The sequence below is a fragment of the uncultured Formosa sp. genome (genome assembly GCF_947500765.1).
Taxonomy (GTDB): Bacteria; Bacteroidota; Bacteroidia; order Flavobacteriales; family Flavobacteriaceae; genus Formosa.
The window spans coordinates 549,807-574,831 of the sequence record NZ_CANMTH010000002.1; the positions used below are offsets into that span (position 1 = coordinate 549,807).

38 protein-coding genes are annotated in these 25,025 nt (G+C 33.3%); 37 read left to right on the plus strand and 1 reads right to left on the minus strand.

The features are described 5' to 3' along the window. Positions 1–8: 8 nt before the first annotated feature. On the minus strand, positions 9–1,697 hold the full coding sequence (locus tag Q1B05_RS05410) for a POTRA domain-containing protein (RefSeq protein ID WP_299778391.1): 1,689 nt from the start codon (positions 1,695–1,697) through the stop codon (positions 9–11). A 176-nt stretch (positions 1,698–1,873) separates the two neighbouring features. Here Q1B05_RS05410 and rpsL point away from each other — a divergent pair, with 176 nt between their 5' ends. From rpsL to Q1B05_RS05595, 37 genes are all read left to right on the plus strand, one after another. Further along, complete coding sequence (rpsL, locus tag Q1B05_RS05415; protein ID WP_057783973.1) at positions 1,874–2,248, plus strand: 30S ribosomal protein S12; 375 nt, start codon at positions 1,874–1,876, stop codon at positions 2,246–2,248. A gap of 23 nt (positions 2,249–2,271) precedes the next feature. Further along, positions 2,272–2,748: a 30S ribosomal protein S7 gene (gene rpsG / locus Q1B05_RS05420; RefSeq protein WP_299778394.1), complete on the plus strand. Its 477-nt coding sequence runs from the start codon at positions 2,272–2,274 to the stop codon at positions 2,746–2,748. A gap of 5 nt (positions 2,749–2,753) precedes the next feature. Beyond that, on the plus strand, positions 2,754–4,880 hold the full coding sequence (fusA, locus tag Q1B05_RS05425; protein WP_299778395.1) for an elongation factor G: 2,127 nt from the start codon (positions 2,754–2,756) through the stop codon (positions 4,878–4,880). A gap of 10 nt (positions 4,881–4,890) precedes the next feature. Continuing rightward, positions 4,891–5,196 (plus strand): 30S ribosomal protein S10, encoded by a 306-nt coding sequence (gene rpsJ, locus Q1B05_RS05430; RefSeq protein ID WP_106461997.1) that lies wholly within the window; start codon positions 4,891–4,893, stop codon positions 5,194–5,196. A gap of 161 nt (positions 5,197–5,357) precedes the next feature. Beyond that, positions 5,358–5,975 (plus strand): 50S ribosomal protein L3, encoded by a 618-nt coding sequence (gene rplC / locus Q1B05_RS05435; protein WP_299778397.1) that lies wholly within the window; start codon positions 5,358–5,360, stop codon positions 5,973–5,975. Then, a complete protein-coding gene (rplD, locus tag Q1B05_RS05440; RefSeq protein WP_299778399.1) occupies positions 5,975–6,604 on the plus strand; it encodes a 50S ribosomal protein L4 in 630 nt (209 codons plus the stop codon). Before rplC ends, rplD begins: the two co-directional genes overlap by 1 nt. Before the next feature lie 7 nt (positions 6,605–6,611). Further along, a complete protein-coding gene (rplW, locus tag Q1B05_RS05445) occupies positions 6,612–6,902 on the plus strand; it encodes a 50S ribosomal protein L23 (protein ID WP_057783967.1) in 291 nt (96 codons plus the stop codon). A 10-nt stretch (positions 6,903–6,912) separates the two neighbouring features. Next, on the plus strand, positions 6,913–7,740 hold the full coding sequence (gene rplB, locus Q1B05_RS05450; RefSeq protein WP_299778402.1) for a 50S ribosomal protein L2: 828 nt from the start codon (positions 6,913–6,915) through the stop codon (positions 7,738–7,740). Positions 7,741–7,743: 3 nt separating this feature from the next. After that, positions 7,744–8,022 (plus strand): 30S ribosomal protein S19, encoded by a 279-nt coding sequence (rpsS, locus tag Q1B05_RS05455; protein ID WP_057783963.1) that lies wholly within the window; start codon positions 7,744–7,746, stop codon positions 8,020–8,022. Positions 8,023–8,028: 6 nt separating this feature from the next. Next, positions 8,029–8,436 (plus strand): 50S ribosomal protein L22, encoded by a 408-nt coding sequence (rplV, locus tag Q1B05_RS05460; RefSeq protein WP_299778406.1) that lies wholly within the window; start codon positions 8,029–8,031, stop codon positions 8,434–8,436. Between the two features lie 6 nt (positions 8,437–8,442). Next, positions 8,443–9,159 carry a 30S ribosomal protein S3 gene (rpsC, locus tag Q1B05_RS05465; protein WP_159022784.1) on the plus strand — a complete coding sequence of 239 codons (717 nt, stop codon included), beginning with the start codon at positions 8,443–8,445 and terminating at the stop codon, positions 9,157–9,159. Between the two features lie 20 nt (positions 9,160–9,179). Further along, on the plus strand, positions 9,180–9,599 hold the full coding sequence (gene rplP, locus Q1B05_RS05470) for a 50S ribosomal protein L16 (RefSeq protein WP_057783957.1): 420 nt from the start codon (positions 9,180–9,182) through the stop codon (positions 9,597–9,599). A 13-nt stretch (positions 9,600–9,612) separates the two neighbouring features. Next, on the plus strand, positions 9,613–9,804 hold the full coding sequence (gene rpmC / locus Q1B05_RS05475; RefSeq protein WP_159022786.1) for a 50S ribosomal protein L29: 192 nt from the start codon (positions 9,613–9,615) through the stop codon (positions 9,802–9,804). A 12-nt stretch (positions 9,805–9,816) separates the two neighbouring features. Then, positions 9,817–10,074 carry a 30S ribosomal protein S17 gene (gene rpsQ, locus Q1B05_RS05480; RefSeq protein ID WP_038527305.1) on the plus strand — a complete coding sequence of 86 codons (258 nt, stop codon included), beginning with the start codon at positions 9,817–9,819 and terminating at the stop codon, positions 10,072–10,074. A gap of 2 nt (positions 10,075–10,076) precedes the next feature. Then, entirely contained in the window at positions 10,077–10,445 is a 369-nt protein-coding gene (gene rplN / locus Q1B05_RS05485) for a 50S ribosomal protein L14 (protein WP_038527308.1), read from the plus strand. Between the two features lie 11 nt (positions 10,446–10,456). After that, entirely contained in the window at positions 10,457–10,768 is a 312-nt protein-coding gene (rplX, locus tag Q1B05_RS05490) for a 50S ribosomal protein L24 (protein WP_299778427.1), read from the plus strand. A gap of 2 nt (positions 10,769–10,770) precedes the next feature. Continuing rightward, entirely contained in the window at positions 10,771–11,322 is a 552-nt protein-coding gene (gene rplE / locus Q1B05_RS05495) for a 50S ribosomal protein L5 (protein WP_299778429.1), read from the plus strand. A gap of 3 nt (positions 11,323–11,325) precedes the next feature. Then, positions 11,326–11,595 carry a 30S ribosomal protein S14 gene (gene rpsN / locus Q1B05_RS05500; RefSeq protein WP_038527313.1) on the plus strand — a complete coding sequence of 90 codons (270 nt, stop codon included), beginning with the start codon at positions 11,326–11,328 and terminating at the stop codon, positions 11,593–11,595. Positions 11,596–11,661: 66 nt separating this feature from the next. Next, positions 11,662–12,060, plus strand: a complete 399-nt coding sequence (rpsH, locus tag Q1B05_RS05505) for a 30S ribosomal protein S8 (RefSeq protein ID WP_159022791.1) — start codon at positions 11,662–11,664, stop codon at positions 12,058–12,060. Between the two features lie 17 nt (positions 12,061–12,077). Next, entirely contained in the window at positions 12,078–12,620 is a 543-nt protein-coding gene (gene rplF, locus Q1B05_RS05510; RefSeq protein ID WP_299778441.1) for a 50S ribosomal protein L6, read from the plus strand. Positions 12,621–12,633: 13 nt separating this feature from the next. Next, positions 12,634–12,990, plus strand: coding sequence for a 50S ribosomal protein L18 (gene rplR / locus Q1B05_RS05515; protein ID WP_159022793.1), 357 nt, complete (start codon positions 12,634–12,636; stop codon positions 12,988–12,990). Between the two features lie 6 nt (positions 12,991–12,996). Further along, on the plus strand, positions 12,997–13,521 hold the full coding sequence (rpsE, locus tag Q1B05_RS05520) for a 30S ribosomal protein S5 (RefSeq protein WP_159022794.1): 525 nt from the start codon (positions 12,997–12,999) through the stop codon (positions 13,519–13,521). 11 nt (positions 13,522–13,532) lie between these two features. Continuing rightward, positions 13,533–13,712: a 50S ribosomal protein L30 gene (gene rpmD, locus Q1B05_RS05525; RefSeq protein WP_299778445.1), complete on the plus strand. Its 180-nt coding sequence runs from the start codon at positions 13,533–13,535 to the stop codon at positions 13,710–13,712. A gap of 14 nt (positions 13,713–13,726) precedes the next feature. Next, entirely contained in the window at positions 13,727–14,179 is a 453-nt protein-coding gene (rplO, locus tag Q1B05_RS05530; protein WP_299778447.1) for a 50S ribosomal protein L15, read from the plus strand. Positions 14,180–14,193: 14 nt separating this feature from the next. Then, a complete protein-coding gene (gene secY, locus Q1B05_RS05535) occupies positions 14,194–15,537 on the plus strand; it encodes a preprotein translocase subunit SecY (RefSeq protein WP_299778449.1) in 1,344 nt (447 codons plus the stop codon). 11 nt (positions 15,538–15,548) lie between these two features. After that, entirely contained in the window at positions 15,549–15,764 is a 216-nt protein-coding gene (gene infA / locus Q1B05_RS05540) for a translation initiation factor IF-1 (protein ID WP_007094967.1), read from the plus strand. A 4-nt stretch (positions 15,765–15,768) separates the two neighbouring features. After that, a complete protein-coding gene (gene ykgO / locus Q1B05_RS05545; RefSeq protein WP_013305171.1) occupies positions 15,769–15,885 on the plus strand; it encodes a type B 50S ribosomal protein L36 in 117 nt (38 codons plus the stop codon). Between the two features lie 2 nt (positions 15,886–15,887). Beyond that, positions 15,888–16,262 carry a 30S ribosomal protein S13 gene (gene rpsM, locus Q1B05_RS05550; RefSeq protein WP_057783938.1) on the plus strand — a complete coding sequence of 125 codons (375 nt, stop codon included), beginning with the start codon at positions 15,888–15,890 and terminating at the stop codon, positions 16,260–16,262. 98 nt (positions 16,263–16,360) lie between these two features. Beyond that, positions 16,361–16,753: a 30S ribosomal protein S11 gene (gene rpsK, locus Q1B05_RS05555; RefSeq protein WP_159022799.1), complete on the plus strand. Its 393-nt coding sequence runs from the start codon at positions 16,361–16,363 to the stop codon at positions 16,751–16,753. Positions 16,754–16,933: 180 nt separating this feature from the next. Beyond that, a complete protein-coding gene (gene rpsD, locus Q1B05_RS05560; RefSeq protein ID WP_299778453.1) occupies positions 16,934–17,539 on the plus strand; it encodes a 30S ribosomal protein S4 in 606 nt (201 codons plus the stop codon). 95 nt (positions 17,540–17,634) lie between these two features. Further along, positions 17,635–18,627 (plus strand): DNA-directed RNA polymerase subunit alpha, encoded by a 993-nt coding sequence (locus Q1B05_RS05565; RefSeq protein WP_299778455.1) that lies wholly within the window; start codon positions 17,635–17,637, stop codon positions 18,625–18,627. A gap of 58 nt (positions 18,628–18,685) precedes the next feature. Continuing rightward, positions 18,686–19,159 (plus strand): 50S ribosomal protein L17, encoded by a 474-nt coding sequence (gene rplQ, locus Q1B05_RS05570; protein ID WP_299778457.1) that lies wholly within the window; start codon positions 18,686–18,688, stop codon positions 19,157–19,159. A gap of 166 nt (positions 19,160–19,325) precedes the next feature. Next, positions 19,326–20,429, plus strand: coding sequence for a glutamine-hydrolyzing carbamoyl-phosphate synthase small subunit (gene carA / locus Q1B05_RS05575; RefSeq protein ID WP_299778459.1), 1,104 nt, complete (start codon positions 19,326–19,328; stop codon positions 20,427–20,429). Between the two features lie 167 nt (positions 20,430–20,596). Further along, positions 20,597–21,886 carry a phosphopyruvate hydratase gene (gene eno / locus Q1B05_RS05580; RefSeq protein ID WP_299778461.1) on the plus strand — a complete coding sequence of 430 codons (1,290 nt, stop codon included), beginning with the start codon at positions 20,597–20,599 and terminating at the stop codon, positions 21,884–21,886. A gap of 175 nt (positions 21,887–22,061) precedes the next feature. Then, positions 22,062–23,348: a citrate synthase gene (locus Q1B05_RS05585; protein ID WP_299778463.1), complete on the plus strand. Its 1,287-nt coding sequence runs from the start codon at positions 22,062–22,064 to the stop codon at positions 23,346–23,348. Between the two features lie 97 nt (positions 23,349–23,445). Further along, positions 23,446–24,360: a dimethylarginine dimethylaminohydrolase family protein gene (locus Q1B05_RS05590; protein WP_299778465.1), complete on the plus strand. Its 915-nt coding sequence runs from the start codon at positions 23,446–23,448 to the stop codon at positions 24,358–24,360. Between the two features lie 64 nt (positions 24,361–24,424). After that, positions 24,425–25,018 (plus strand): SprT-like domain-containing protein, encoded by a 594-nt coding sequence (locus Q1B05_RS05595; RefSeq protein ID WP_299778467.1) that lies wholly within the window; start codon positions 24,425–24,427, stop codon positions 25,016–25,018. The last annotated feature ends 7 nt before the right edge of the window (positions 25,019–25,025 follow it).

Consider the following 25,025-nt stretch of genomic DNA (forward strand, 5'->3'; position numbering starts at 1 on the left):
TCGTTCTGTTAAAATGAAGTTGTAATACTCAGGTGTATTTTTGCGTTATTCACATTGAGTGGTTGTTTTTCTGTCTTTCCATTAGCATATACTAATTTTAATAGTCCTGCTTTTGTTAATAATGCAAAGCCGACGCCTATAGAAAATAGATTTTCTTTTTGTAAGGTGATTTTGTTTTCAAAGTAAGAAAAATCTGTAATGCTGTTGATGTATATTGTAGGATTTAATTGATATCTGTATTCTAAGTTAAAAACGCCAAACAGATTTGCAGTTAAACTGTTTTCTTCAAATCCTCTAATAGAATTAATTCCCCCAAAACGCAATAATTCGTTTTCTAAATAAGTGTCTGACTGTAAGGCTCCAGCTGTAATTCTTGTATAAATACTGTTGCTTTCGTTTAGGTTGAATATGTGATGTATTTCAGTATTAAACAATATCTGATTTTCTTTTGTATTGTTGTATGTTCTAGAGCCAAAACCAAGTTCAAAATCAGCGTACGTTTTTGTAGGAAATAGTATGCTGTTTTTTGTAGTATTTATGAAATTATATCGTGTTTGGTAAAATGAGGATTTGTATTCATTTATAGTGCTTATTACGGTGTTTTCTAAAAGATTATTAGACTGTGTTGAGGATACTCCAAGATATGCTTTGTGATAGGTGTTAATTTGATAATACAAATTTAAGGATTGATCGATTGTAGAGTAAGAAGAATCCTTCTTAAAAATGTTTAATTCTACATTGGCTCCGATTGGAGATTTAAATATATATGGTGCATCTACATCTAGATTAAAAGTCTTTTGTTCATTTTCTTCGCTTCTATATAAAAAGGATATAGTTTCTCCATAGTTAAAATTATTACGGAGCAGCATGTCTAAATAACCACTAAATTCAAGTTTATTCGTGTTTTCATTAGTAGCGAATCCTATATAGCCGTCAAAATTATTGCTTTTTTGCTTTTCTACATATATATATATAGTTGTAGAGTCTCTAGTAAATAATACTTCTGGGTCTCGAATTAAATTAGCAAAAGTAAGTTTGTTTATTCTGTTGGTCTTCTTAATAATGTTGTTCATATTAAAAACACTACCTTTTTTTAACTGTACATAATGTTTAATGTATTTTTTAGGAAACTTTTCGTAGCCTTTAATTATGATATTGTCTATATGGCGGACCTTGATTTGTTTTGAAGTTTTTAATTCTGCTTTAACGCTGTCGTTTTCAATTATAATGTTTTCTAATTTTAAAGAGGAAAAGGGGAGTCCGTTTTCAGTTAATTTAGTGTTTAAACGTTGAAGCTCTGTTTCAGTTTCGTTAAAGCTAAGTATTATGGTGTTGCCTTGTGATGGAATATTGAGTGATTGTAATATTATTGGACTTACATCTGTGTCTAGGTACTTTATATATATGTGGTCGTATTTTTTATGTAGAGATACAAAAGCTTGAATAGTGGAATCGTTACTTTTTTTAGAATCTTTAATACTATGTGCTATATAGCCTATTTTATTTAACTGTTTACTTAGTGTGTCTATGCTATTTAATATAGATCTGTAATTTGTGTGCTTGTTTTTGTATGTAATAGAATCTATTACTTCTGTTTCGTGATCTGTTTCTCCGTGAATTTTTAATATTAAATTCTGGCACAGTACTTTAGGACTTATAAGAAAAAAGAGTGTTATAAATAAAAATTTTTGAAGCACTATTTATTGTGATTTAGAATTGTAAAACTAACGGAAAAAATAGAGGAATAATATATAGTAAAGAATAAAAGTGAAATTCTATTGAAAATTAATCGTTTAGGGTTTGAAAAATAAAAATAATTTCTTACATTTGCAGCCCTCTAAGAAGAGGATATTTTATAAATTTTATAGAAAATATGCCAACAATTTCACAATTAGTACGAAAAGGAAGAGCCAAAATAACCAAGAAGAGTAAATCGGCTGCTTTAGATTCGTGTCCTCAAAGACGAGGGGTTTGTACGCGTGTTTACACTACTACACCAAAGAAACCTAACTCTGCAATGCGTAAAGTAGCAAGGGTTAGATTAACTAACGGTAATGAAGTAAATGCATACATCCCTGGTGAAGGTCACAATTTACAGGAGCACTCGATAGTATTGGTTAGAGGTGGAAGGGTAAAAGATTTGCCAGGAGTTAGATATCACATCGTTCGTGGTGCCTTAGACACAGCAGGTGTTGCAGGTAGAACACAACGTAGATCTAAGTACGGTGCAAAACGCCCTAAGAAGTAATTAAAATCTTTTAAAGAAAAGACATGAGAAAAAGAGCAGCAAAAAAGAGACCGCTTTTACCAGATCCGCGTTTTAACGATCAGTTAGTAACTAGATTCGTTAACATGATGATGTGGGATGGAAAGAAGTCGGTGGCTTTTAAGGTATTCTATGATGCAATTGACATCGTAGACTCAAAAAAAACAGACGAAGAAAAAACAGCTTTAGAGTTGTGGAAAGATGCATTATCTAATGTTATGCCTCACGTAGAAGTACGTAGTCGTAGAGTAGGTGGGGCAACGTTCCAAATTCCAATGCAAATTCGTCCAGATAGAAAAGTTTCTACAGCAATGAAGTGGCTAATTAGCTACTCTCGTAAGAGAAACGAAAAATCTATGGCACAACGTTTAGCATCAGAGATTTTAGCAGCAGCTAAAGAAGAAGGAGCGGCTGTTAAGAAAAGAGTTGATACTCATAAAATGGCAGAAGCTAACAAAGCATTCTCACACTTTAGATTCTAGATAAAATGGCAAGAGATTTAAGATTAACAAGAAATATTGGGATTGCTGCGCATATTGATGCTGGTAAAACTACGACAACAGAACGTGTTCTTTATTATACAGGTGTTTCACATAAGATAGGTGAAGTGCATGATGGTGCTGCTACTATGGACTGGATGGAGCAAGAGCAAGAAAGAGGTATTACAATTACTTCTGCTGCTACAACTTGCGAGTGGGTTTTTCCTAAAGAAAATGCAGAGCCAACTCCTGATGCACAGAGTTATCATTTTAATATTATTGACACACCGGGCCACGTAGATTTTACTGTTGAAGTAAATCGTTCTTTACGTGTACTTGATGGTTTAGTTTTCTTATTTAGTGCAGTTGATGGTGTTGAACCTCAATCTGAAACTAACTGGAGACTTGCTGATAATTATAAAGTTCCTCGTATTGGTTTCGTTAACAAAATGGACCGTCAAGGGTCAGACTTTTTAAGTGTTTGTCAACAAGTTAAAGATATGTTGAAATCTAACGCGGTGCCAATCGTTTTAAACATTGGTGACGAAGAAGATTTTAAAGGAATTATAGATTTAGTAAAGAATAGAGCTATTGTTTGGCATGACGAAACTCAAGGGTCTACCTTTGATGTTATTGAAATTCCAGAAGAACTTAAAGCTGAAGCTAGAAAATATAGAGCATTACTTATTGAAGAAGTAGCTGGTTACGATGAGAACTTACTAGAGAAGTTCATGGAAGATGAAGATTCAATTACGGAAGATGAAGTGCATGCTGCACTTAGAGCTGCTGTGATGGATATGGCTATTATTCCTATGATTTGTGGTTCTGCTTTTAAAAATAAAGGTGTGCAATTCTTATTAGACGCTGTATGTCGTTACTTACCTTCTCCAATGGATAAAGAAGGTATTAAAGGAATGAACCCTGATACTGAAAAAGAAGAAATTCGTAAGCCAAGTGTTGATGAGCCTTTCGCTGCATTAGCATTTAAAATTGCTACAGATCCTTTCGTAGGTCGTTTAGCATTCTTTAGAGCTTATTCAGGTCGTTTAGATGCTGGTTCTTACGTGTTAAATAATCGTTCAGGTAAAAAAGAACGTATTTCTCGTATCTACCAAATGCACGCTAATAAACAAAACGCTATCGATTATATCGAAGCTGGAGATATTGGAGCTGCTGTTGGATTCAAATCTATTAAGACAGGAGATACACTAACAGACGAAAAGCATCCTATTATTTTAGAATCTATGGACTTTCCAGATCCCGTAATTGGTATCGCGATTGAGCCTAAAACTAAAGCAGATGTAGATAAATTAGGTATTGGTTTAGCTAAATTAGCTGAAGAAGATCCAACATTTACTGTACGTTCAGACGAGGCTTCAGGACAGACTATTATTTCTGGAATGGGAGAATTACACTTAGATGTAATTGTAGATCGTTTGAAAAGAGAATTCAAAGTAGAGGTTAATCAAGGTCAACCTCAAGTTGAATATAAAGAAGCTATCACACAGGCTGCAGATCATAGAGAAGTTTACAAAAAACAATCTGGTGGTCGTGGTAAATTTGCTGATATTGTGTTTACAGTAGAACCAGCAGATGAAGGTGTCGTAGGTTTACAATTTATATCTACAATTAAAGGTGGTAACGTTCCTAAAGAATTTATCCCTTCAATTGAAAAAGGATTTAAAATGGCTATGGTTAATGGACCATTAGCAGGATACGAAGTAGATTCTATGAAAGTGACATTGAAAGATGGATCTTATCATGATGTGGATTCGGATCAATTATCATTCGAATTAGCAGCGAAATTAGGATTTAAAAATTCAGCAAAAGCAGCGAAAGCTGTAATTATGGAACCAATCATGAAACTTGAGGTAATTACTCCTGAAGAAAACATGGGTGACATTGTTGGAGATTTAAATAGACGAAGAGGTCAAGTTAGTGACATGGGAGACAGAGCAGGAGCAAAAACTGTTAAAGCTACCGTGCCATTATCAGAAATGTTCGGTTATGTTACAACATTAAGAACATTATCTTCAGGTCGTGCTACATCTACTATGGAATTTTCACACTATGCTGAAACTCCTTCAAACATATCTGAAGAAGTGATTAAAGCAGCTAAAGGTACAGAAGCTTAAAACTAAGAAAATGAGTCAAAAAATTAGAATTAAATTAAAATCTTACGATCATAGCTTAGTGGACAAGTCTGCTGATAAGATTGTAAAAACTGTAAAAAGTACAGGTGCAGTAGTAACAGGTCCAATTCCGTTACCAACTCACAAGAAAATATTCACTGTATTACGTTCTCCTCACGTTAATAAGAAGTCTAGAGAACAATTTCAATTAAGCTCTTACAAGAGATTACTTGATATTTATAGCTCTTCTTCTAAAACTATTGATGCTTTAATGAAACTTGAATTACCAAGTGGAGTAGAAGTAGAAATTAAAGTTTAAGTAGAACGCTTACTTCTAAAGTAAGTTTTACAGAAACGAAAGTTTCGAAACACATGTCCTAAGCTGCGAGCGAAGGAAAAACGGTAAAAATACATTCAGGGTTGAACGTGTTTTGACCCTGAATTTTTTTATAAATAATACTAATAAATAAATTAATAATTATGTCTGGGTTAATTGGAAAAAAAATCGGTATGACCAGCATCTTCGATGAAAATGGAAAAAACATTCCATGTACAGTAATTGAAGCTGGGCCATGTATCGTTACCCAAGTCAGAACTGAAGAAGTTGATGGTTATAAAGCCTTACAACTTGGTTTCGATGACGCGACAGAAAAAAGTGCTACTAAAGCTGACTTAGGTCACGCTAAAAAAGCAGGAACTTCTGTAAAACGCAAGATCGTTGAATTTAAAGGTTTTGATGAGGAGTACAAATTAGGTGATGCAATCACTGTAGAGCACTTTATAGAAGGTGAATTCGTAGATATTGCTGGAGTTTCTAAAGGTAAAGGTTTTCAAGGAGTTGTTAAACGTCACGGTTTTGGTGGTGTAGGTCAAGCAACTCACGGTCAACACAACCGATTAAGAGCACCAGGTTCTATTGGAGCAGCATCTTATCCTGCAAGAGTATTTAAAGGAATGAGAATGGCTGGAAGAATGGGTACTGATAGAGTTAAAGTTGAAAATTTAAGAGTTTTAAAAGTGGTTGCTGAAAAGAATCTACTTGTGGTTAAAGGATGTGTTCCTGGTCATAAAAACGCTTATGTAATCATTGAGAAGTAATGAAAGTAGCAGTTTTAGATATTAATGGAAAAGAGACTGGAAGAAAGGTAGACCTTTCTGATTCAGTTTTTGCTATAGAACCTAACAATCATGCTGTTTATTTGGATGTTAAACAATATTTAGCAAACCAAAGACAAGGAACTCACAAAGCTAAAGAGCGTGCTGAGATTTCTGGATCGACACGTAAGATTAAAAAGCAAAAGGGAACTGGTACAGCTAGAGCAGGTAGTATTAAGTCTGGTGTTTTTAAAGGAGGTGGACGTATGTTCGGGCCAAGACCTAGAAACTACAGTTTCAAACTTAATAAAAACCTTAAGCGTTTAGCACGTAAATCAGCACTAACAATTAAAGCTTCAGAACAATCAATAGTTGTGATAGAAGATTTAAGTTTTGATTCAGCTAAGACTAAAAATTTCACTAGTGTATTGAAAGCTTTAGACTTACAAGATAAAAAATCGTTATTTGTGTTGGGTGCGTCAAATAATAATGTATATTTGTCATCACGAAATTTAAAGAGCGCTGAAGTTTTATTGAACTCAGAATTAAGCACTTACAAGATTTTAAATGCAAATAAAGTAGTCCTTTTAGAGAGTTCTTTAGAAGGAATTGAATCGAATTTAAGTAAATAAGGAAGCGATGAGTATCTTAATTAAACCTATAATAACAGAAAAAGCAACTACAAACAGTGAATTAAACAACTGTTTTAGCTTTATGGTTAGTACTAAGGCGAACAAGGTAGAAATTAAAAAAGCAGTGGAAGCTGCTTATGGCGTTTCTGTTGAAAAAGTTCGTACAATAAATGTCCGTCCAGATAGAAGTACCAAGTTTACAAAAACTGGTATTCAACATGGTAAAACAAATGCTGTTAAAAAAGCACTTGTACAACTGGCGGAAGGTGAAGTGATTGATTTATACAGTAACATGTAATTAGACGAAAATGTCAGTAAGAAAATTAAAACCGATCACACCAGGTCAGCGATTTAGAGTAGTTAATGGATTTGACGCCATTTCTACTGATAAGCCGGAGAAAAGTTTATTAGCTCCGAACAAAAGATCAGGTGGTAGAAACAGTCAAGGAAAAATGACCATGCGCTATATTGGTGGTGGGCATAAAAAAAGGTATCGTATCATTGATTTTAAAAGAACTAAAGCGGGAATTCCTGCTGAAGTGAAATCAATTCAATACGATCCAAACAGAACAGCTTTTATTGCATTATTAAATTACCAAGATGGTGAGAAAACTTATATAATTGCTCAAAACGGATTACAAGTTGGTCAAACAGTTGTATCCGGGCAAGAAGATGTAGCTCCTGAAATTGGTAATGCAATGCCATTAAGTCAAATTCCATTAGGAACAATTATTTCTTGTGTAGAGTTACGTCCAGGACAAGGAGCTGTTATGGCTCGTAGTGCAGGTGCTTTTGCTCAGTTAATGGCAAGAGATGGTAAATTTGCAACAGTAAAACTTCCATCAGGAGAAACTAGATTAATTTTAGTTAACTGTATGGCTACAATAGGTGTTGTGTCTAACTCAGATCATCAATTACTAGTATCAGGTAAAGCTGGTAGAAGTAGATGGTTAGGAAGAAGACCTCGTACTAGACCAGTAGTGATGAACCCGGTTGATCACCCAATGGGAGGTGGTGAAGGTAAATCTTCTGGAGGTCACCCTCGTTCTAGAAACGGTATACCTGCTAAAGGTTTCAGAACCCGTTCTAAAACAAAAGCGAGTAATAAGTATATTGTAGAACGTAGAAAGAAATAAGACATGGCAAGATCATTAAAAAAAGGACCTTACGTTCATTATAAATTAGATAAGAGAGTCCAAGAAAATGTTGAAGGCGGAAAGAAAACAGTAATCAAAACATGGTCTAGAGCCTCTATGATTACTCCAGATTTCGTTGGACAAACTATTGCAGTGCATAACGGACGTCAATTTGTACCTGTATATGTAACTGAAAACATGGTAGGACATAAATTAGGAGAATTTTCACCAACACGATCTTTTAGAGGTCATGCAGGTGCTAAAAACAAAGGTAAAAAGTAGTAAGCTATGGGAAGTCGTAAAAAACAAATGGCAGACGCTATTAAGGAAGATAAAAAGCAAATTGCTTTTGCTAAACTTAATAACTGTCCTACGTCACCGAGAAAAATGCGCTTAGTAGCCGATTTAGTAAGAGGTGAAAAGGTAGAAAAGGCGCTTAATATTTTGAAATTTAGTTCAAAAGAAGCTTCTAATCGTTTAGAAAAATTGTTATTGTCTGCTATTGCAAACTGGCAATCTAAAAATGAAGATGCAAGTATCGAAGATGCTGAATTAATAGTTAAAGAGATTAGAGTAGATGGCGGATCTATGTTAAAAAGATTACGTCCAGCTCCTCAAGGTCGTGCGCACAGAATAAGAAAACGTTCAAACCACGTAACAATCGTAGTTGGAGCTAACAATAATATACAAGCTTAAATAGATATGGGACAAAAAACAAATCCAATCGGAAATCGCTTAGGAATTATCAGAGGATGGGAGTCTAACTGGTACGGAGGAAACGATTATGGCGACAAATTAGCCGAAGACGATAAGATAAGAAAGTACGTTCATGCACGTCTATCTAAAGCAAGTATTTCAAGAGTAATTATTGAGAGAACTTTAAAACTTGTAACCGTTACTATCACTACTGCAAGACCAGGTATTATTATCGGGAAAGGTGGACAAGAGGTAGACAAGTTAAAAGAAGAACTTAAGAAAATTACTGGTAAAGAGGTTCAAATTAATATATTTGAAATCAAAAGACCAGAACTTGATGCATTTTTAGTAGGGTCTAGTATTGCTCGTCAAATTGAGAACAGAATCTCATACCGACGTGCAATAAAAATGGCAATAGCTGCTACAATGCGTATGAATGCTGAAGGAATTAAGATTCAAATTAGTGGTCGTTTAAATGGTGCTGAAATGGCACGTTCAGAACACTACAAAGATGGTCGTATTCCATTGTCAACATTCAGAGCCGATATTGATTATGCTTTAGTTGAGGCACATACTACTTATGGTAGATTAGGTGTTAAAGTATGGATCATGAAAGGTGAAGTATATGGTAAAAGAGAGCTTTCTCCGCTTGTTGGATTGTCTAAGAAGCAAGGAAAAGGTGGAACACGAGGAGGTAATAACAAACCACGTCGTAGAAAGTAATTTTTTAAAGTAAAGAAAAAATGTTACAGCCTAAAAGAACAAAATTTCGTAAAATGCAAAAAGGACGTATGAAGGGGAACTCTCAAAGAGGGCACCAACTTTCAAACGGAACTTTTGGGATAAAATCACTTGATTCGAATTTTTTAACATCGCGTCAAATAGAAGCAGCACGTATTGCCGCTACACGTCACATGAAGAGAGAAGGACAACTTTGGATAAAAATATTTCCAGATAAGCCTATCACAAAGAAACCTCTTGAAGTACGTATGGGTAAAGGTAAAGGTGCCGTTGAATATTGGGCAGCTGTTGTAAAACCAGGTAGACTACTTTTTGAAGTAGGAGGAGTACCTTTAGACGTTGCAAAAGAAGCATTACGTTTAGCAGCTCAAAAATTACCGGTTAAAACTAAGTTTGTTATCGCTAGAGATTACGAAGCATAATTTATTTGATGTTATGAAACAATCAGAAATTAAAGAATTATCTACTGCTGAGTTACAAGAGAAACTTGGCGAGACAAAAAAGAGTTATTCAGACCTGAAAATGGCACATGCAATATCTCCTTTAGAAAATCCAATCCAACTACGTAACGTAAGACGTGACGTAGCTAAAATTGCGACAGAAATAACTAAAAGAGAATTACAATAATTCTGCTGAAAGATGGAAAAAAGAAATTTAAGAAAAGAACGTGTAGGAGTTGTTACTAGTAACAAAATGCAAAAATCTATTGTTGTTGCTGAAGTTAAAAAAGTAAAACACCCTATGTATGGTAAGTTCGTGTTAAAAACGAAAAAATACGTTGCACACGACGAGACTAACGATTGTAATATTGGAGATACTGTAAAGATCATGGAAACACGACCTATGAGTAAATCTAAATGTTGGAGATTAGTTGAAATAATTGAAAGAGCGAAGTAATTATGTTACAACAAGAATCAAGATTAAAAGTAGCAGATAACACTGGAGCAAAAGAAGTATTAACAATACGTGTTCTAGGTGGTACTAAAAGAAGATACGCTTCTGTAGGAGACAAAATAGTTGTTTCAGTTAAAGATGCAACACCTAATGGAAACATTAAAAAAGGTGCTGTTTCTACTGCAGTTGTTGTACGTACTGTAAAAGAAGTAAGACGTCCAGACGGATCTTATATCAGATTCGACGACAATGCTTGTGTATTATTAAACCCAACGGGCGAAATGAGAGGTACACGTGTATTTGGACCTGTTGCTAGAGAACTTCGTGATAAACAATTCATGAAAATTGTATCATTGGCACCTGAAGTGCTTTAATGAATTATAAGATGACAAAGCTTAAGATAAAATCAGGAGATACTGTAAAAGTAATAACTGGAGATCATAAAGGATCTGAAGGAAAAGTACTTAAAGTATTAACCGATAAGAACAAAGCGATTGTTGAGGGTGTTAACTTGGTTAAGAAACATACTAAACCAAGTGCACAAAACCCTCAAGGAGGAATCGTAGAAAAAGAAGCTCCAATTCAAATCTCTAATTTATCATTATTAACTGCATCAGGTGAAACAACTCGTGTAGGTTATAAGGTAGAAGGAGATAAGAAAGTGAGATTTTCTAAAAAATCTAATGAAGTAATATAGTTATGGCATATTCACCGAGACTTAAAGAAGAGTATAAAAGCAAAGTAATTGCTGCTCTTACAGAAGAATTTGGATATAAGAATGTTATGCAAGTTCCAAAATTATCTAAGATAGTAATATCTAAGGGTGTTGGAGCTGCTGTTGCAGATAAGAAGTTAGTTGACTACGCAGTAGAAGAATTAACAACTATTTCTGGGCAAAGAGCTATAGCAACTATATCTAAAAAAGATGTTGCATCTTTCAAATTACGTAAAGGAATGCCAATTGGTGCGAAAGTTACGTTAAGAGGAGAAAGAATGTACGAATTTTTAGACCGTTTAGTTACTTCAGCCTTACCTCGTGTAAGAGATTTTGGCGGAATTAAAGCAACAGGATTTGACGGAAGAGGTAATTATAACCTTGGAGTTACAGAACAAATCATCTTTCCAGAAATAGATATTGATAAAGTCAATAAAATTTCAGGAATGGATATTACATTTGTAACATCTGCCGAAACTGATAAAGAAGCAAAATCATTATTAACTGAACTAGGTTTACCTTTTCAAAAGAACTAAGATATGGCTAAAGAATCAATGAAAGCCCGTGAGGTTAAGAGAGCAAAAACAGTAGCAAAATATGCTGAGAAACGTAAAGCTTTAAAGGAAGCTGGAGATTACGAAGCATTACAAAAGTTACCAAAAAATGCTTCTCCTGTACGTATGCATAATAGATGTAAACTAACAGGTAGACCTAAAGGTTATATGCGTACATTTGGTATCTCTCGTGTAACATTCAGAGAAATGGCAAATAACGGTCTTATTCCAGGTGTAAGAAAAGCAAGCTGGTAAGAAATTAATTTTAACTGGTTTTAGGTTCAATATAATGTTGAAAACCAAAACCGCAATTTAATACATATGTATACAGATCCAATAGCGGATTATTTAACAAGAATTAGAAATGCTGTGCGTGCTAACCACAGAGTGGTAGAAATACCTGCTTCTAACTTGAAAAAAGAAATCACAAAAATATTATTCGACCAAGGATATATTTTAAGTTACAAATTCGATGATTCTTCAGTACAAGGGACTATTAAAATAGCGCTTAAGTACAACAAGGAAAATAAAGAGCCTGTAATTAAGAAGATTCAAAGAATCAGTAAACCAGGTTTACGTAAATATGCTAGTTCAACAGAACTACCTAGAATTTTAAATGGTCTTGGTATTGCTATTGTCTCAACTTCTCATGGAGTAATGACAGGTAAACAAGCTCAAAAAGAAAATGTAGGTGGCGAAGTATTATGCTACGTTTACTAATTTAAAGACTATAAGAAATGTCAAGAATAGGTAATAACCCAGTCGCAATTCCAGAAGGAATTACAGTTGATATTAACGATAATATTGTAACAGTAAAAGGAAAATTAGGAGAATTATCTCAAGAATTTTCTAATGTTACAATTAAAGTTGAAGATGAAAAAGTTATAGTTGAGCGTTCTTCCGATAAAAAAGAAGAAAAATCTAAACACGGACTTTACAGATCTTTAATCAATAATATGATTGAAGGTGTAACTAAAGGATGGTCTAAAGAGCTAGAATTAGTTGGTGTTGGATACAGAGCTTCTAATCAAGGTCAAAAACTTGATTTAGCTTTAGGATTTTCTCATAATATTGTATTAGATATTGCTCCAGAAGTAAAAGTTGAAACAGTATCAGAGAAAGGTAAGAACCCTATAATTAAACTAACATCTCATGATAAGCAACTTGTTGGACAAGTAGCAGCAAAAATTAGAGATTTTAGAAGACCTGAACCATACAAAGGAAAAGGTATTAAGTTTGTAGGAGAAATATTAAGAAGAAAAGCAGGTAAATCAGCTTAATAATTTATAAGTTATGGCGTTAACAAAAAACGAAAGACGATTAAGAATTAAAAGCAGAGTCCGTAAAATAGTTTCTGGTACAGAAGCTAGACCAAGATTATCTGTTTTTAGAAGTAATAAAGAAATTTATGCTCAAGTAGTAGATGATGTAACTGGTAAAACTATCAGTTCAGCATCTTCAAGAGATAAAGACATTAGTGCTGCAAAAGGATCTAAAGCAGAAATTGCTACTCTAGTAGGAAAATCTGTAGCTGAAAAAGCTTTAAAAGCAGGTGTAGACACTATCTCTTTTGATAGAGGTGGATATTTATACCATGGTAGAGTAAAATCATTAGCTGAAGGAGCTAGAGAAGCAGGACTTAAATTCTAAGAAATTATGTATCAAAAATACAAAAGCGCAGAGCTAGTAAAACCAAGTGGATTAGATCTTAAAGATCGTTTAGTTGGTGTACAGAGAGTTACAAAAGTAACTAAAGGTGGTAGAGCATTTGGTTTTTCAGCAATCGTTGTGGTTGGAGATGAATCAGGTGTAGTAGGTCACGGTTTAGGAAAATCTAAAGATGTTGCAAGTGCTATTGCTAAGGCGGTAGAAGATGCAAAGAAAAATTTAGTTCGTATTCCAATCGTAAAGCGTACATTACCACATGAACAAAAAGGTAAATTTGGTGGAGCAAGAGTGAACATCATTCCTGCAGCTCCTGGTACAGGGGTAATTGCTGGTGGAGCTGTGAGAACAGTTTTAGAGGCAGTAGGAATACACGATGTATTATCTAAGTCTCAAGGTTCATCAAACCCTCACAACGTTGTTAAAGCAACTTTCGATGCATTACTTCAATTAAGAAGTGCTAAAAAAATTGCTAAAGATAGAGGCGTTTCATTAGAAAAAGTTTTTAAAGGTTAATAGCGATAGAGATGGGAAAGATTAAAGTAACGAAAGTTAAAAGCGCAATTAAACGTACACAAAGACAAAAAAGAACTTTAGAAGCTCTTGGTCTTAAACGTATTGGGCATGTCGTAGAGCATGAAAACACACCAAATATTCTTGGTATGGTTGCTAAAGTAGAACACTTAGTTTCTGTAGAAGAAGCTTAATAATAAACTGAGAAATGGATTTAAGTAAATTAAAACCTGCAGAAGGTTCAGTTAAAAATCAAGGAAAGAGAATAGGTCGTGGACAAGGTTCTGGTAAAGGTGGGACCGCTACTCGTGGTCACAAAGGTGCTAAATCTCGTTCTGGTTATTCTAGGAAACTTGGATTTGAAGGAGGGCAAATGCCACTTCAAAGACGTGTACCTAAATTTGGTTTTACTAACATTAACCGTGTAGAATATCAAGGTATAAACTTAGATACTTTACAACAATTGGTTGATGATAAGAAAATTAACGATACAGTAAATTTAGACTCATTAATGTCTGTAGGTGTAACTGGAAAGAATGATCTAGTTAAAATCTTAGGTAGAGGTGAACTAAAAGCAAAATTAAAAGTAACTGCTCATAAATTTACTGCTTCAGCAAAAGCTGCTATCGAAGCGGCAGGAGGAGAAGCTGTAACTTTATAATCACGTAATAGAGCATGAAATTTATAGAAACGTTAAAGAATGTTTGGAAAATTGAAGAACTAAGAAATAGAATCATCTTAACTGTTGGTTTATTATTAGTTTATCGTTTTGGTGCACAAGTTGTTTTACCTGGTATCGATGCCGCACAATTAGAAACCTTACAAAGTAATACAGATTCTGGATTATTAGGTTTGTTAAATGCATTTACTGGTGGAGCATTCGCTAATGCATCAATATTTGCCTTAGGTATCATGCCTTACATTTCTGCTTCTATTGTAGTGCAATTAATGGGTATAGCTATTCCTTACTTGCAAAAGTTACAAAAAGAAGGAGCAAGTGGGCAAAAGAAAATCAATCAAATCACTCGTTGGTTAACTATCGCTATCTGTTTGGTGCAAGCACCAGGTTATTTAGCTAGTTTACCTAGTTTGGGAATACCACAAAGTGCCTTTTTATTAGGACAAGGTGGTTTATTCTATTTTTCTTCTATTGTCATCTTAGTTACCGGTTGTATCTTTGCAATGTGGTTAGGGGAAAAAATTACTGATAAAGGTATTGGTAATGGTATTTCACTTTTAATTATGGTGGGTATTATTGCACGTTTACCACTATCATTTTTCCAAAACGCAGCATCTCGTTTAGAAGGTAATAACGTTATGTTAATCCTTATTGAATTGGTGTTGTGGTTTGTAATTATTTTTGCATCGATTATGCTTATCATGGCAGTAAGAAAAATTGCTGTTCAATATGCTAGACGTACTGCATCTGGAGGTTACGAGAAAAACATTATGGGATCTAGACAATATATTCCATTAAAACTTAACGCTTCTGGTGTAATGCCAATTATTTTTGCTCAAGCTATTATGTTTGTACCAGGTTTAATAGGAGGGACTTCTTTTATGAAAGATTCTGCTGCTGGACAATGGTTACAATCACAATTTTCTGATATATTCGGATTCTGGTATAATTTATTATTCGCATTCTTAATTATCATATTCACGTATTTTTATACTGCTATTACTGTTCCTACGAATAAGATGGCAGATGATTTAAAACGTAGCGGTGGTTTTATTCCTGGTATTCGTCCAGGATCTGAAACGTCTGAATATCTAGATAAGATCATGTCTCAAATAACATTACCAGGTTCTATTTTCTTAGCACTTATTGCTGTGTTCCCTGCTATAATTGTCAAGTTAATGAACGTTCAATCTGGATGGGCCTTATTTTTTGGTGGTACATCACTATTAATTTTGGTAGGAGTTGCAATTGACACGATGCAACAAGTAAATTCATACTTGTTGAATAGACACTATGATGGCTTGATGAAAACGGGTAAAAATAGAAAAGCAGTAGCTTAATATATTATACAATGGCAAAACAAGCAGCAATAGAACAAGACGGAACAATTATAGAAGCATTATCTAATGCTATGTTTCGTGTTGAGTTAGAGAATGGTCACATTGTGACTGCTCATATATCTGGTAAAATGCGTATGCATTACATTAAATTGTTACCAGGTGATAAAGTAAAATTAGAAATGAGTCCTTACGATTTAACTAAGGCTAGAATAACTTATAGATACTAATACGATGAAAGTAAGAGCATCAGTTAAAAAAAGAAGTGCAGATTGTAAAATCGTGCGTAGAAAAGGTAGACTTTACGTAATTAACAAAAAGAATCCTAGATTCAAACAAAGACAAGGGTAGTTATGGCAAGAATTGCAGGTGTAGACATACCAAAACAGAAAAGAGGAGTGATCTCTTTAACTTATATCTATGGAATAGGTAGTACTAGATCACAACAAATTTTAGCAGAAGCTAAAGTTGACGAAAACACAAAAGTTCAAGATTGGACAGATGATGAAATAGGGGCTATTCGTGAAGCTGTTTCAAAATTCACAATTGAAGGTGAATTACGTTCTGAAACTCAATTAAGCATTAAGCGATTAATGGATATTGGATGTTATAGAGGTATTCGTCATAGAGCTGGTCTTCCATTAAGAGGACAACGTACTAAAAACAACTCTAGAACTAGAAAAGGTAGAAGAAAAACTGTTGCTAACAAGAAAAAAGCAACTAAATAATTAAAAGTCATTAGTATTTAGAAGTTAGATGAATCTGTTTGAAATTGAAAAGTTTAGGATTCTATCACTAACAACTAACAACTAGAAACTAAAATAATATGGCAAAGTCAAATACAAAAAGCGTTAAAAAACGTAAAGTTGTAGTAGATTCAGTTGGTGAAGCTCACGTTACTGCTTCATTTAACAACATCATTATTTCATTAACCAACAAAAAAGGAGACGTTATTTCTTGGTCTTCTGCTGGTAAAATGGGATTTAGAGGATCTAAGAAAAATACTCCTTATGCTGCTCAATTAGCCGCTGAAGATGCTGCAGGTGTAGCAACAGAAGCTGGTTTAAAGAAAGTTAAGGTTTACGTAAAAGGACCTGGAAATGGTAGAGAATCTGCTATTCGTTCTCTTCATAATGCAGGAATTGAAGTAACAGAAATTATTGATGTTACTCCATTACCACATAATGGATGTCGTCCTCCAAAACGTAGAAGAGTATAATTTACTTTAAAATTATAAAAAAATTAATATCAGCTTTAATATACAGTTGGTATTAATTTTTTTATATGTAAATTTGCACTCGTAAAAAAAATAATTTAACAAGTATAATCAAGAGATTAACGATTGTCGAAGGATAAGATTAAGACCTTAATTCACAATCACTCTTATAACAAATTTAAAATGGCAAGATATACTGGTCCTAAAACTAAAATAGCTCGTAAGTTTGGTGAAGCTATTTTTGGAGATGACAAATCTTTCGAAAAAAGAAATTATCCTCCAGGTCAACATGGTGCTAACAAGCGTCGTGGAAAAAAATCTGAATACGCTATCCAATTAATGGAAAAGCAAAAAGCGAAATATACTTATGGTATATTAGAACGTCAGTTCAGAGGTTTATTCAAAAAAGCAACTGCTTCTCAGGGTATTACTGGTGAAGTATTATTACAATTATGTGAGTCTAGATTAGACAACGTAGTTTATAGAATGGGGCTTGCTCCTTCTAGAAGTGGTGCTAGACAATTAGTTTCTCACAGACACATTACTGTAAATGGTGAGTTGGTTAACATACCTTCTTACAATTTAAAAGCAGGAGATGTTGTAGCTGTAAGAGAAAAATCTAAATCACTTGAATCTATTGATAGATCTTTATCAAATTCAAGTCAAGTTTACGAATGGATTACATGGAACTCTGAAACTAAGCAAGGAACTTACGTTTCTGTACCTGCTAGAATTCAAATTCCAGAAAACATAAACGAGCAGTTCATCGTCGAACTATATTCTAAATAATAATTAACAACTATTGGTATTTAGCCAAAGGGTTTATTCGTGTTTCTTCAAACTTATAATCCGCGCAACTAAATAACAATTAAAACGAAGAAAATATGGCAGTATTTAATTTTCAGAAGCCTGATAAAGTAATCATGATCGATTCTACCGATTTTCACGGTAAATTCGAATTTAGACCTTTAGAACCTGGTTATGGATTAACTGTTGGAAATGCTTTAAGAAGAGTTTTACTTTCTTCTTTAGAAGGATTTGCAATTACATCAGTTAGAATTGAAGGCGTGGAACATGAATTCTCGACAATACCTGGTGTTGTAGAAGACATGACAGAAATTATTTTAAATTTAAAACAAGTACGTTTTAAAAGACAAATAGAAGATGTAGATAACGAATCTGTTTCTATAAGTATTTCTGGACAAGATCAAATTACAGCAGGAGATTTTCAAAAATTTATTTCAGGCTTCCAAGTTTTAAATTCAGATTTGGTTATCTGTAATTTGGATCCTAAAGTAACTGTTAATATGGAAATCTCTATAGAAAAAGGTAGAGGTTATGTTCCTGCAGAAGAAAATAAAAAGGCTACTGCTCCAATAGGAACAATCTTTACAGATTCTATCTATACACCAATTAAAAATGTTAAGTATAGTATTGAGAATTACCGTGTAGAACAAAAGACTGATTACGAAAAATTAGTTTTCGAAATCGAATCTGATGGTTCTATTACGCCTCAAGATGCTTTAACAGAAGCAGCAAAAACGTTAATTCACCACTTCATGTTATTCTCTGATGAGCGTATCACTTTAGAAGCTGATGAAATAGCACAAACTGAAACTTATGATGAAGAATCTCTTCATATGAGACAGTTACTTAAAACAAAATTAGTTGACATGGATCTTTCAGTTCGTGCTCTTAATTGTTTAAAAGCTGCTGAAGTTGATACATTAGGTGATTTGGTATCATTTAACAAAAACGATTTAATGAAGTTCCGTAACTTCGGTAAAAAATCTTTAACAGAGCTTGAAGAGCTTGTTAATGTAAAAGGTTTAAACTTCGGAATGGACTTATCAAAATACAAATTAGATAAAGATTAATTAATCATATTTTGCTCCTCGATGTCGAGTTTGGTAGCAAGATGATAAAACAAATGTCATGAGACACGGAAAAAAAGTAAATCACTTAGGTAGACAAACAGCTCATAGAAAAGCGATGCTTGCTAATATGGCTTGTTCTTTAATAGAACACAAACGTATTAACACAACAGTAGCTAAAGCTAAAGCTTTAAAACAATTTATAGAGCCTTTAATTACTAAGTCTAAAGCAGATACTACACACAATAGACGAATTGTGTTTAGTAAATTAAGACAAAAAGAAGCAGTAACTGAATTATTTAGAGAAGTTGCTACTAAAATAGGTGATAGACCAGGTGGATACACACGTATTATTAAACTTGGTAATCGTTTAGGAGATAATGCTGATATGGCAATGATAGAATTAGTTGATTACAACGAAATCTATAACGCTGGAAAAGTTGAAAAGAAAACTACACGTAGAAGTAGAAGAGGTGGTTCTAAACCAGCTGCTGCACCTGCTGTAGATACTAAAGCTTCTAATGAAGAAGAATAAATGTTACATAACATTTTAAATAAAATAAACGGCTACCCTAATTAAGGTGGCCGTTTTTTTTATATTTACCCGAAATTATTAAATAAATAGTTAATAATTTAAATATAGATTAGTTCAATACATAAATTTATATTTTAACTATTGCAATTTTGTAACGTGTTTAAAGATGAAATATCAAAAAAGAAAACGAGCAGTTGTATTATTAGCCGATGGCACTATTTTTCATGGTAAAGCCGTAGCAAATAGAGAAGGTACTGCATTTGGAGAAGTTTGTTTTAATACAGGTATGACTGGTTATCAGGAAATATTTACTGATCCTTCATATTTTGGTCAATTAATGGTCACAACCAATGCACATATTGGTAATTATGGAACAGAAACATCTGAAATTGAATCTGAAAGTGTAAAAATTTCTGGACTAATCTGTAAAAATTTTAGTTATGATTTTTCGCGTCCTGCAGCAGATTCTAGCTTAGAAAATTTTTTAAATGATAATAATTTATTAGCAGTATCAGATATTGATACCCGTGCTCTTGTAAGTTATATTCGTGACAATGGTGCGATGAATGCTGTGATTTCTACTGACGTAGATAATATTGAAGGTCTTAAAGCAGAATTACTTAAAATCCCAGATATGAAGGGGTTAGAGTTAGCATCACAAGTATCTACTACCGAACCTTATTTTATTGGAGAAGAGTCTTCAAAAATAAAAATTGCAGCCTTAGATCTAGGTATTAAAAAGAATATACTTAGAAACTTAGCTAAACGCGGTGCATACATAAAAGTATTCCCTTATAATGCCTCTTTTGAACAACTAAGTGCATGGAATCCTAATGGTTATTTCTTATCCAATGGGCCTGGTGATCCAGAACCATTAGTATCTGCTCAAACTGTAGCAAAAGAAATCATAAAAAGAGATTTACCTCTCTTCGGAATTTGTCTAGGACATCAAGTAATTGCTTTGGCAAATGGTGTATCTACTTACAAAATGCATAACGGACATAGAGGAATTAATCATCCTGTAATGAACATTATTACAGGTAAAGGAGAAATTACATCTCAAAATCATGGTTTTGCTGTAAACAGAGAAGACGTTGAAGCACACCCAGATTTGGAAATAACACATTATCATTTAAATGATAATACGGTTGCTGGCTTAAGAATGATAAATAAAAATTGTTTTTCTGTTCAATATCATCCAGAAGCAAGTCCAGGACCACACGATGCTGATTATTTATTCGATCAATTTATCGAAAACATCACTAAATAGATATTAAAAACCTCAAAAAAAGCTTGCTTTATTTGAGGTTTTTTTGTTACGAAAACAATGTAGTAATTTTATAGAAGAAATATAACAAAATTTGTTAATTTTTAGCCTTACAATTTTGTAATTTAGTATTTTAAAACAATAAAATTAACCTTTTAAATAATATTAAGATGAGCATAATTATTAACATTCATGCAAGACAAATTTTAGATTCTCGTGGAAATCCAACAGTTGAAGTAGATGTAGTTACAGAAAATGGCGCTTTTGGAAGAGCAGCAGTGCCATCAGGAGCATCTACAGGAGAGCATGAAGCCGTAGAGCTACGAGATGGAGGTAAAGCTTATATGGGTAAAGGAGTTTCTAAAGCTGTAGATAATGTAAATACTATTATAGCTCAAGAATTATTAGGTGTATCTGTCTTCGAACAAAATCAAATTGATCAAATTATGATAGATTTAGATGGTACTCCAAATAAATCTAAATTAGGAGCTAACGCAATTTTAGGAGTGTCTTTAGCAGTAGCTAAAGCTGCAGCTTTTGAATTGGGTGTACCATTATACCGTTATGTGGGTGGTGTTTCAGCAAACACTTTACCAGTACCAATGATGAATATTATTAATGGTGGTTCTCATAGTGATGCGCCTATAGCATTCCAAGAATTCATGATCATGCCTGTTAAAGCTAAAAACTTTACACATGCAATGCAAATGGGAACTGAAATTTTCCATAATCTTAAAAAAGTATTACACGATAGAGGTTTAAGTACTGCGGTTGGTGACGAAGGAGGTTTTGCTCCAACTTTAGAAGGTGGAACTGAAGATGCTTTAGATTCTATTAAATTGGCAGTTGAAAAAGCAGGATATACTTTTGGAGATGAAGTAATGGTTGCTTTAGACTGTGCTTCTGCTGAATTCTTTGTAGATGGTAAATACGATTATACTAAGTTTGAAGGTCCAACAGGAAAAATCAGAACGAGTGAAGAGCAAGCTGAGTATTTAGCCGAATTATCAGCTAAATATCCAATTATCTCTATAGAGGATGGTATGGATGAAAATGACTGGAAAGGATGGAAATTACTTACAGAAAAAATCGGAAATAGAGTGCAATTAGTTGGAGATGATTTATTTGTAACTAACGTAGAACGTTTATCTAGAGGTATCGAAGAAGATATTGCAAACTCAATTCTTATTAAAGTAAACCAAATTGGTTCTTTAACTGAAACTATTGCAGCTGTAAATATGGCTAAGAATGCTGGTTACACTACTGTAATGTCTCACCGTTCTGGAGAAACAGAAGATAATACTATTGCAGATTTAGCTGTAGCATTAAACTGTGGTCAAATTAAAACAGGTTCTGCTTCAAGAAGTGACCGTATGGCTAAATACAATCAGTTATTACGTATTGAAGAAGAATTAGGAGATGTAGCTTACTACCCTCAAGCTAAAGCTTTCAAATTCTAGTTGTATAAATTCTAAATATTTAAAAACGATTATCTTTTTGAGATAATCGTTTTTTTTTATCTAAAAATTTGAGTAAAAATTAACGAAATGCTTTTTTTTTTATATATAAATATTGTGATAGATTTTGTATTTTAGCCAATAGCAAAAAAAAACGGAAAAATACAAGTAAATTAATATGTCAAAACAAGCCACAATTGAAATAGATGGGAAAAAATACGAATTTCCTTTAATTACAGGAACTGAAAATGAAGTCGCAATCGATATAGCTACTTTAAGGTCGGCTACTGGTGGAGTAATTACTTTAGATTCTGGTTTTAAAAATACAGGGTCTTGTGAAAGTGCGATTACTTTTTTAGATGGAGAAAAAGGAATTTTAAGATATCGTGGTTATTCAATAGAAGAACTTGCAAAAAAAGTTGACTTCTTAGAAGTTACTTATCTTTTAATTTTTGGAGAATTGCCTACAAAAGCTCAAAACGATAAGTTTCATGATGATATTAAAGCGCAGTCTACTGTCGATGAAGATATCAAGAAAATTTTAGAAGCATTTCCCAAAACGGCACATCCAATGGGGATTATTTCTTCATTAACTAGTGCTTTAACAGCTTTTAACCCTTCGTCTGTAAATGTTAATTCAGAAGAAGATATGTATAAAGCAATCGTTAAAATATTAGGTAAAATGCCTGTGTTGGTTGCATGGACTATGCGTAAGAAACAAGGTTTACCTCTTGATTATGGTGATGATTCTTTAGGTTATGTAGAGAATATTCTTAAAATGATGTTCGCTAAGCCAAACTGTAAATACGTACAAAATAAAATATTAGTAGATGCCTTAGATAAATTACTAATCTTACATGCAGATCACGAACAAAATTGTTCAACGTCAACTGTAAGAATCGTTGGATCTGCACATGCAGGATTATTTGCATCAATTTCTGCTGGAATTTCAGCACTTTGGGGACCTCTTCATGGGGGAGCTAATCAAGCTGTTCTTGAAATGCTTCAAGCTATTGAAGCAGACGGTGGAGATACTAAAAAATATATGTCTAAAGCTAAGGATAAAAATGATCCTTTTAGGTTAATGGGATTCGGACACCGTGTTTATAAAAACTTCGATCCAAGAGCGAAAATTATTAAGAAAGCTGCAGATGAAGTTTTAGAAGCATTAGGTATTGATGATCCAATTTTGGCTATCGCTAAAGGTTTAGAAAAAGAGGCTCTAGAAGATCCTTACTTTGTTGAAAGAAAATTATATCCAAACGTAGATTTCTATTCAGGTGTTATTTATAGAGCGATGAACATTCCTCAAGAAATGTTTACAGTAATGTTTGCTATTGGTCGTTTACCAGGATGGATTGCACAATGGAGAGAAATGCGTTTACGTAAGGAACCAATAGGACGTCCTCGTCAGTTATACATAGGTGAAACGTTAAGACCTTATATTGATGTAGATAATCGATAGAAAATCAATAATCAATAATCTAATGTCATTTTGAATACTTCTAAAGCATATCTTATGTTTTATAAATGTTCAAAATGGCATTTTTATTTAATATTTTATGTTATCATTAAAAATTACAAATGAGACGTCTCGTTTAAGAGCCGTAGTATTAGGAACAGCCGTAAGTAATGGGCCATCTCCTTCTGTAGAAGAAGCTTACGATCCAAAATCTATAGAGCATATTAAAGCAGGAACTTACCCTGTAGAAGCCGATATGATTAAGGAAATAGAAGCTTTAAATGCTATTTTTATTAAGTACAATATTAAAGTTTTTAGACCTAAAATAATAGAAAACTATAATCAAATATTTGCTAGGGATATTGCTTTTGTAATTGATAATAAGTTTATTAAAGCAAATATTCTACCCGATCGAGAACAAGAATTAGATGCGCTTCAAGACGTTATTAATCAAATTAACCCTAATGATATTATTAAGCCTCCAGAAGAAGTACATATAGAAGGAGGAGATGTAATGTTATGGGACAATTATATTTTTATCGGGACATACAAAGGAAGCGATTACCCAAATCACATCACAGCTAGAACAAATATACACGGTGTTAATTTTATTAAATATCTTTTTCCTAATAAGATTGTAAAAGAATTTGATTTAGCCAAATCGAAAACTGAAGCAAGAGATAATGCATTACATTTGGATTGTTGTTTTCAGCCTATAGGAAAAGATAAAGCCATTATTTATGAAGGTGGTTTTCGAGCGCAATCAGATTATAAGTATTTATTAGATTTATTTGGTGAAGAAAATTTATTTCATATCACCAGAGATGAGATGTATAATATGAATAGTAATGTGTTTTCTATAGATGAAAATGTAGTAGTGTCTGAAGAGAAATTCTTTAGATTAAACGAATGGATGCGTTCTAAAGGATTTGTTGTAGAAGAAGTCCCTTATGCAGAAATATCTAAACAGGAGGGATTATTACGTTGTTCTACAATGCCTTTAATTAGAGATTAAAAAATAAAGCTTAAAGTTATATTAATGTTGAAATTTACTTGGTTTCATTTACATTTGTTGCATAATGCAGAATATATTACAAAGCTACATACCAGAAAAATCAATTCCTAAAATAGAGGAGTTGTTAGCTCATGAAAAATTAGATTTCATAGTTAAAAAAGAACGTAAAACAAGACATGGTGATTATAGAAAATTACCTAATGGTAGACATTTAATAACTGTAAATGCTAATTTAAATCCGTATAGATTCTTAATTACTTTAATACATGAAATTGCACATTTCGAGTCTTTTCAAAAATATGGTAGACATATAAAGCCTCATGGAAAAGAATGGAAACATACATTTCAGCATTTAATGTTGCCATTTTTAAATCCTGATATTTTTCCTAAAGAACTTTTGCCGTTATTAGCGAAACACTTTATAAATCCAAAGGCAACAAGCGACACCGATCATGTTTTAGCATTAGCTTTAAAACAATTCGATGAAAATTCAGATAAAACCTATATTTTTGAAATACCTGAAGGAAGTTTGTTTAAAATTTATAATGGAAGACAATTTAAGAAAGGAAATAAACGTGTAAAGCGTTTTGAGTGTATAGAGATTAAAACCGGAAAAGTATATTTGTTTAATCCGAACGTAGAAATAGAAGTTATTTAATATAAAT

Coding starts and splice junctions, on each gene's coding strand:
- rpsL (WP_057783973.1), top strand. CDS start 1,874: ATGCCAACAATTTCACAATTAGTACGAAAAGGAAGAGCCAAAATAACC.
- rpsG (WP_299778394.1), top strand. CDS start 2,272: ATGAGAAAAAGAGCAGCAAAAAAGAGACCGCTTTTACCAGATCCGCGT.
- fusA (WP_299778395.1), top strand. CDS start 2,754: ATGGCAAGAGATTTAAGATTAACAAGAAATATTGGGATTGCTGCGCAT.
- rpsJ (WP_106461997.1), top strand. CDS start 4,891: ATGAGTCAAAAAATTAGAATTAAATTAAAATCTTACGATCATAGCTTA.
- rplC (WP_299778397.1), top strand. CDS start 5,358: ATGTCTGGGTTAATTGGAAAAAAAATCGGTATGACCAGCATCTTCGAT.
- rplD (WP_299778399.1), top strand. CDS start 5,975: ATGAAAGTAGCAGTTTTAGATATTAATGGAAAAGAGACTGGAAGAAAG.
- rplW (WP_057783967.1), top strand. CDS start 6,612: ATGAGTATCTTAATTAAACCTATAATAACAGAAAAAGCAACTACAAAC.
- rplB (WP_299778402.1), top strand. CDS start 6,913: ATGTCAGTAAGAAAATTAAAACCGATCACACCAGGTCAGCGATTTAGA.
- rpsS (WP_057783963.1), top strand. CDS start 7,744: ATGGCAAGATCATTAAAAAAAGGACCTTACGTTCATTATAAATTAGAT.
- rplV (WP_299778406.1), top strand. CDS start 8,029: ATGGGAAGTCGTAAAAAACAAATGGCAGACGCTATTAAGGAAGATAAA.
- rpsC (WP_159022784.1), top strand. CDS start 8,443: ATGGGACAAAAAACAAATCCAATCGGAAATCGCTTAGGAATTATCAGA.
- rplP (WP_057783957.1), top strand. CDS start 9,180: ATGTTACAGCCTAAAAGAACAAAATTTCGTAAAATGCAAAAAGGACGT.
- rpmC (WP_159022786.1), top strand. CDS start 9,613: ATGAAACAATCAGAAATTAAAGAATTATCTACTGCTGAGTTACAAGAG.
- rpsQ (WP_038527305.1), top strand. CDS start 9,817: ATGGAAAAAAGAAATTTAAGAAAAGAACGTGTAGGAGTTGTTACTAGT.
- rplN (WP_038527308.1), top strand. CDS start 10,077: ATGTTACAACAAGAATCAAGATTAAAAGTAGCAGATAACACTGGAGCA.
- rplX (WP_299778427.1), top strand. CDS start 10,457: ATGACAAAGCTTAAGATAAAATCAGGAGATACTGTAAAAGTAATAACT.
- rplE (WP_299778429.1), top strand. CDS start 10,771: ATGGCATATTCACCGAGACTTAAAGAAGAGTATAAAAGCAAAGTAATT.
- rpsN (WP_038527313.1), top strand. CDS start 11,326: ATGGCTAAAGAATCAATGAAAGCCCGTGAGGTTAAGAGAGCAAAAACA.
- rpsH (WP_159022791.1), top strand. CDS start 11,662: ATGTATACAGATCCAATAGCGGATTATTTAACAAGAATTAGAAATGCT.
- rplF (WP_299778441.1), top strand. CDS start 12,078: ATGTCAAGAATAGGTAATAACCCAGTCGCAATTCCAGAAGGAATTACA.
- rplR (WP_159022793.1), top strand. CDS start 12,634: ATGGCGTTAACAAAAAACGAAAGACGATTAAGAATTAAAAGCAGAGTC.
- rpsE (WP_159022794.1), top strand. CDS start 12,997: ATGTATCAAAAATACAAAAGCGCAGAGCTAGTAAAACCAAGTGGATTA.
- rpmD (WP_299778445.1), top strand. CDS start 13,533: ATGGGAAAGATTAAAGTAACGAAAGTTAAAAGCGCAATTAAACGTACA.
- rplO (WP_299778447.1), top strand. CDS start 13,727: ATGGATTTAAGTAAATTAAAACCTGCAGAAGGTTCAGTTAAAAATCAA.
- secY (WP_299778449.1), top strand. CDS start 14,194: ATGAAATTTATAGAAACGTTAAAGAATGTTTGGAAAATTGAAGAACTA.
- infA (WP_007094967.1), top strand. CDS start 15,549: ATGGCAAAACAAGCAGCAATAGAACAAGACGGAACAATTATAGAAGCA.
- ykgO (WP_013305171.1), top strand. CDS start 15,769: ATGAAAGTAAGAGCATCAGTTAAAAAAAGAAGTGCAGATTGTAAAATC.
- rpsM (WP_057783938.1), top strand. CDS start 15,888: ATGGCAAGAATTGCAGGTGTAGACATACCAAAACAGAAAAGAGGAGTG.
- rpsK (WP_159022799.1), top strand. CDS start 16,361: ATGGCAAAGTCAAATACAAAAAGCGTTAAAAAACGTAAAGTTGTAGTA.
- rpsD (WP_299778453.1), top strand. CDS start 16,934: ATGGCAAGATATACTGGTCCTAAAACTAAAATAGCTCGTAAGTTTGGT.
- Q1B05_RS05565 (WP_299778455.1), top strand. CDS start 17,635: ATGGCAGTATTTAATTTTCAGAAGCCTGATAAAGTAATCATGATCGAT.
- rplQ (WP_299778457.1), top strand. CDS start 18,686: ATGAGACACGGAAAAAAAGTAAATCACTTAGGTAGACAAACAGCTCAT.
- carA (WP_299778459.1), top strand. CDS start 19,326: ATGAAATATCAAAAAAGAAAACGAGCAGTTGTATTATTAGCCGATGGC.
- eno (WP_299778461.1), top strand. CDS start 20,597: ATGAGCATAATTATTAACATTCATGCAAGACAAATTTTAGATTCTCGT.
- Q1B05_RS05585 (WP_299778463.1), top strand. CDS start 22,062: ATGTCAAAACAAGCCACAATTGAAATAGATGGGAAAAAATACGAATTT.
- Q1B05_RS05590 (WP_299778465.1), top strand. CDS start 23,446: ATGTTATCATTAAAAATTACAAATGAGACGTCTCGTTTAAGAGCCGTA.
- Q1B05_RS05595 (WP_299778467.1), top strand. CDS start 24,425: ATGCAGAATATATTACAAAGCTACATACCAGAAAAATCAATTCCTAAA.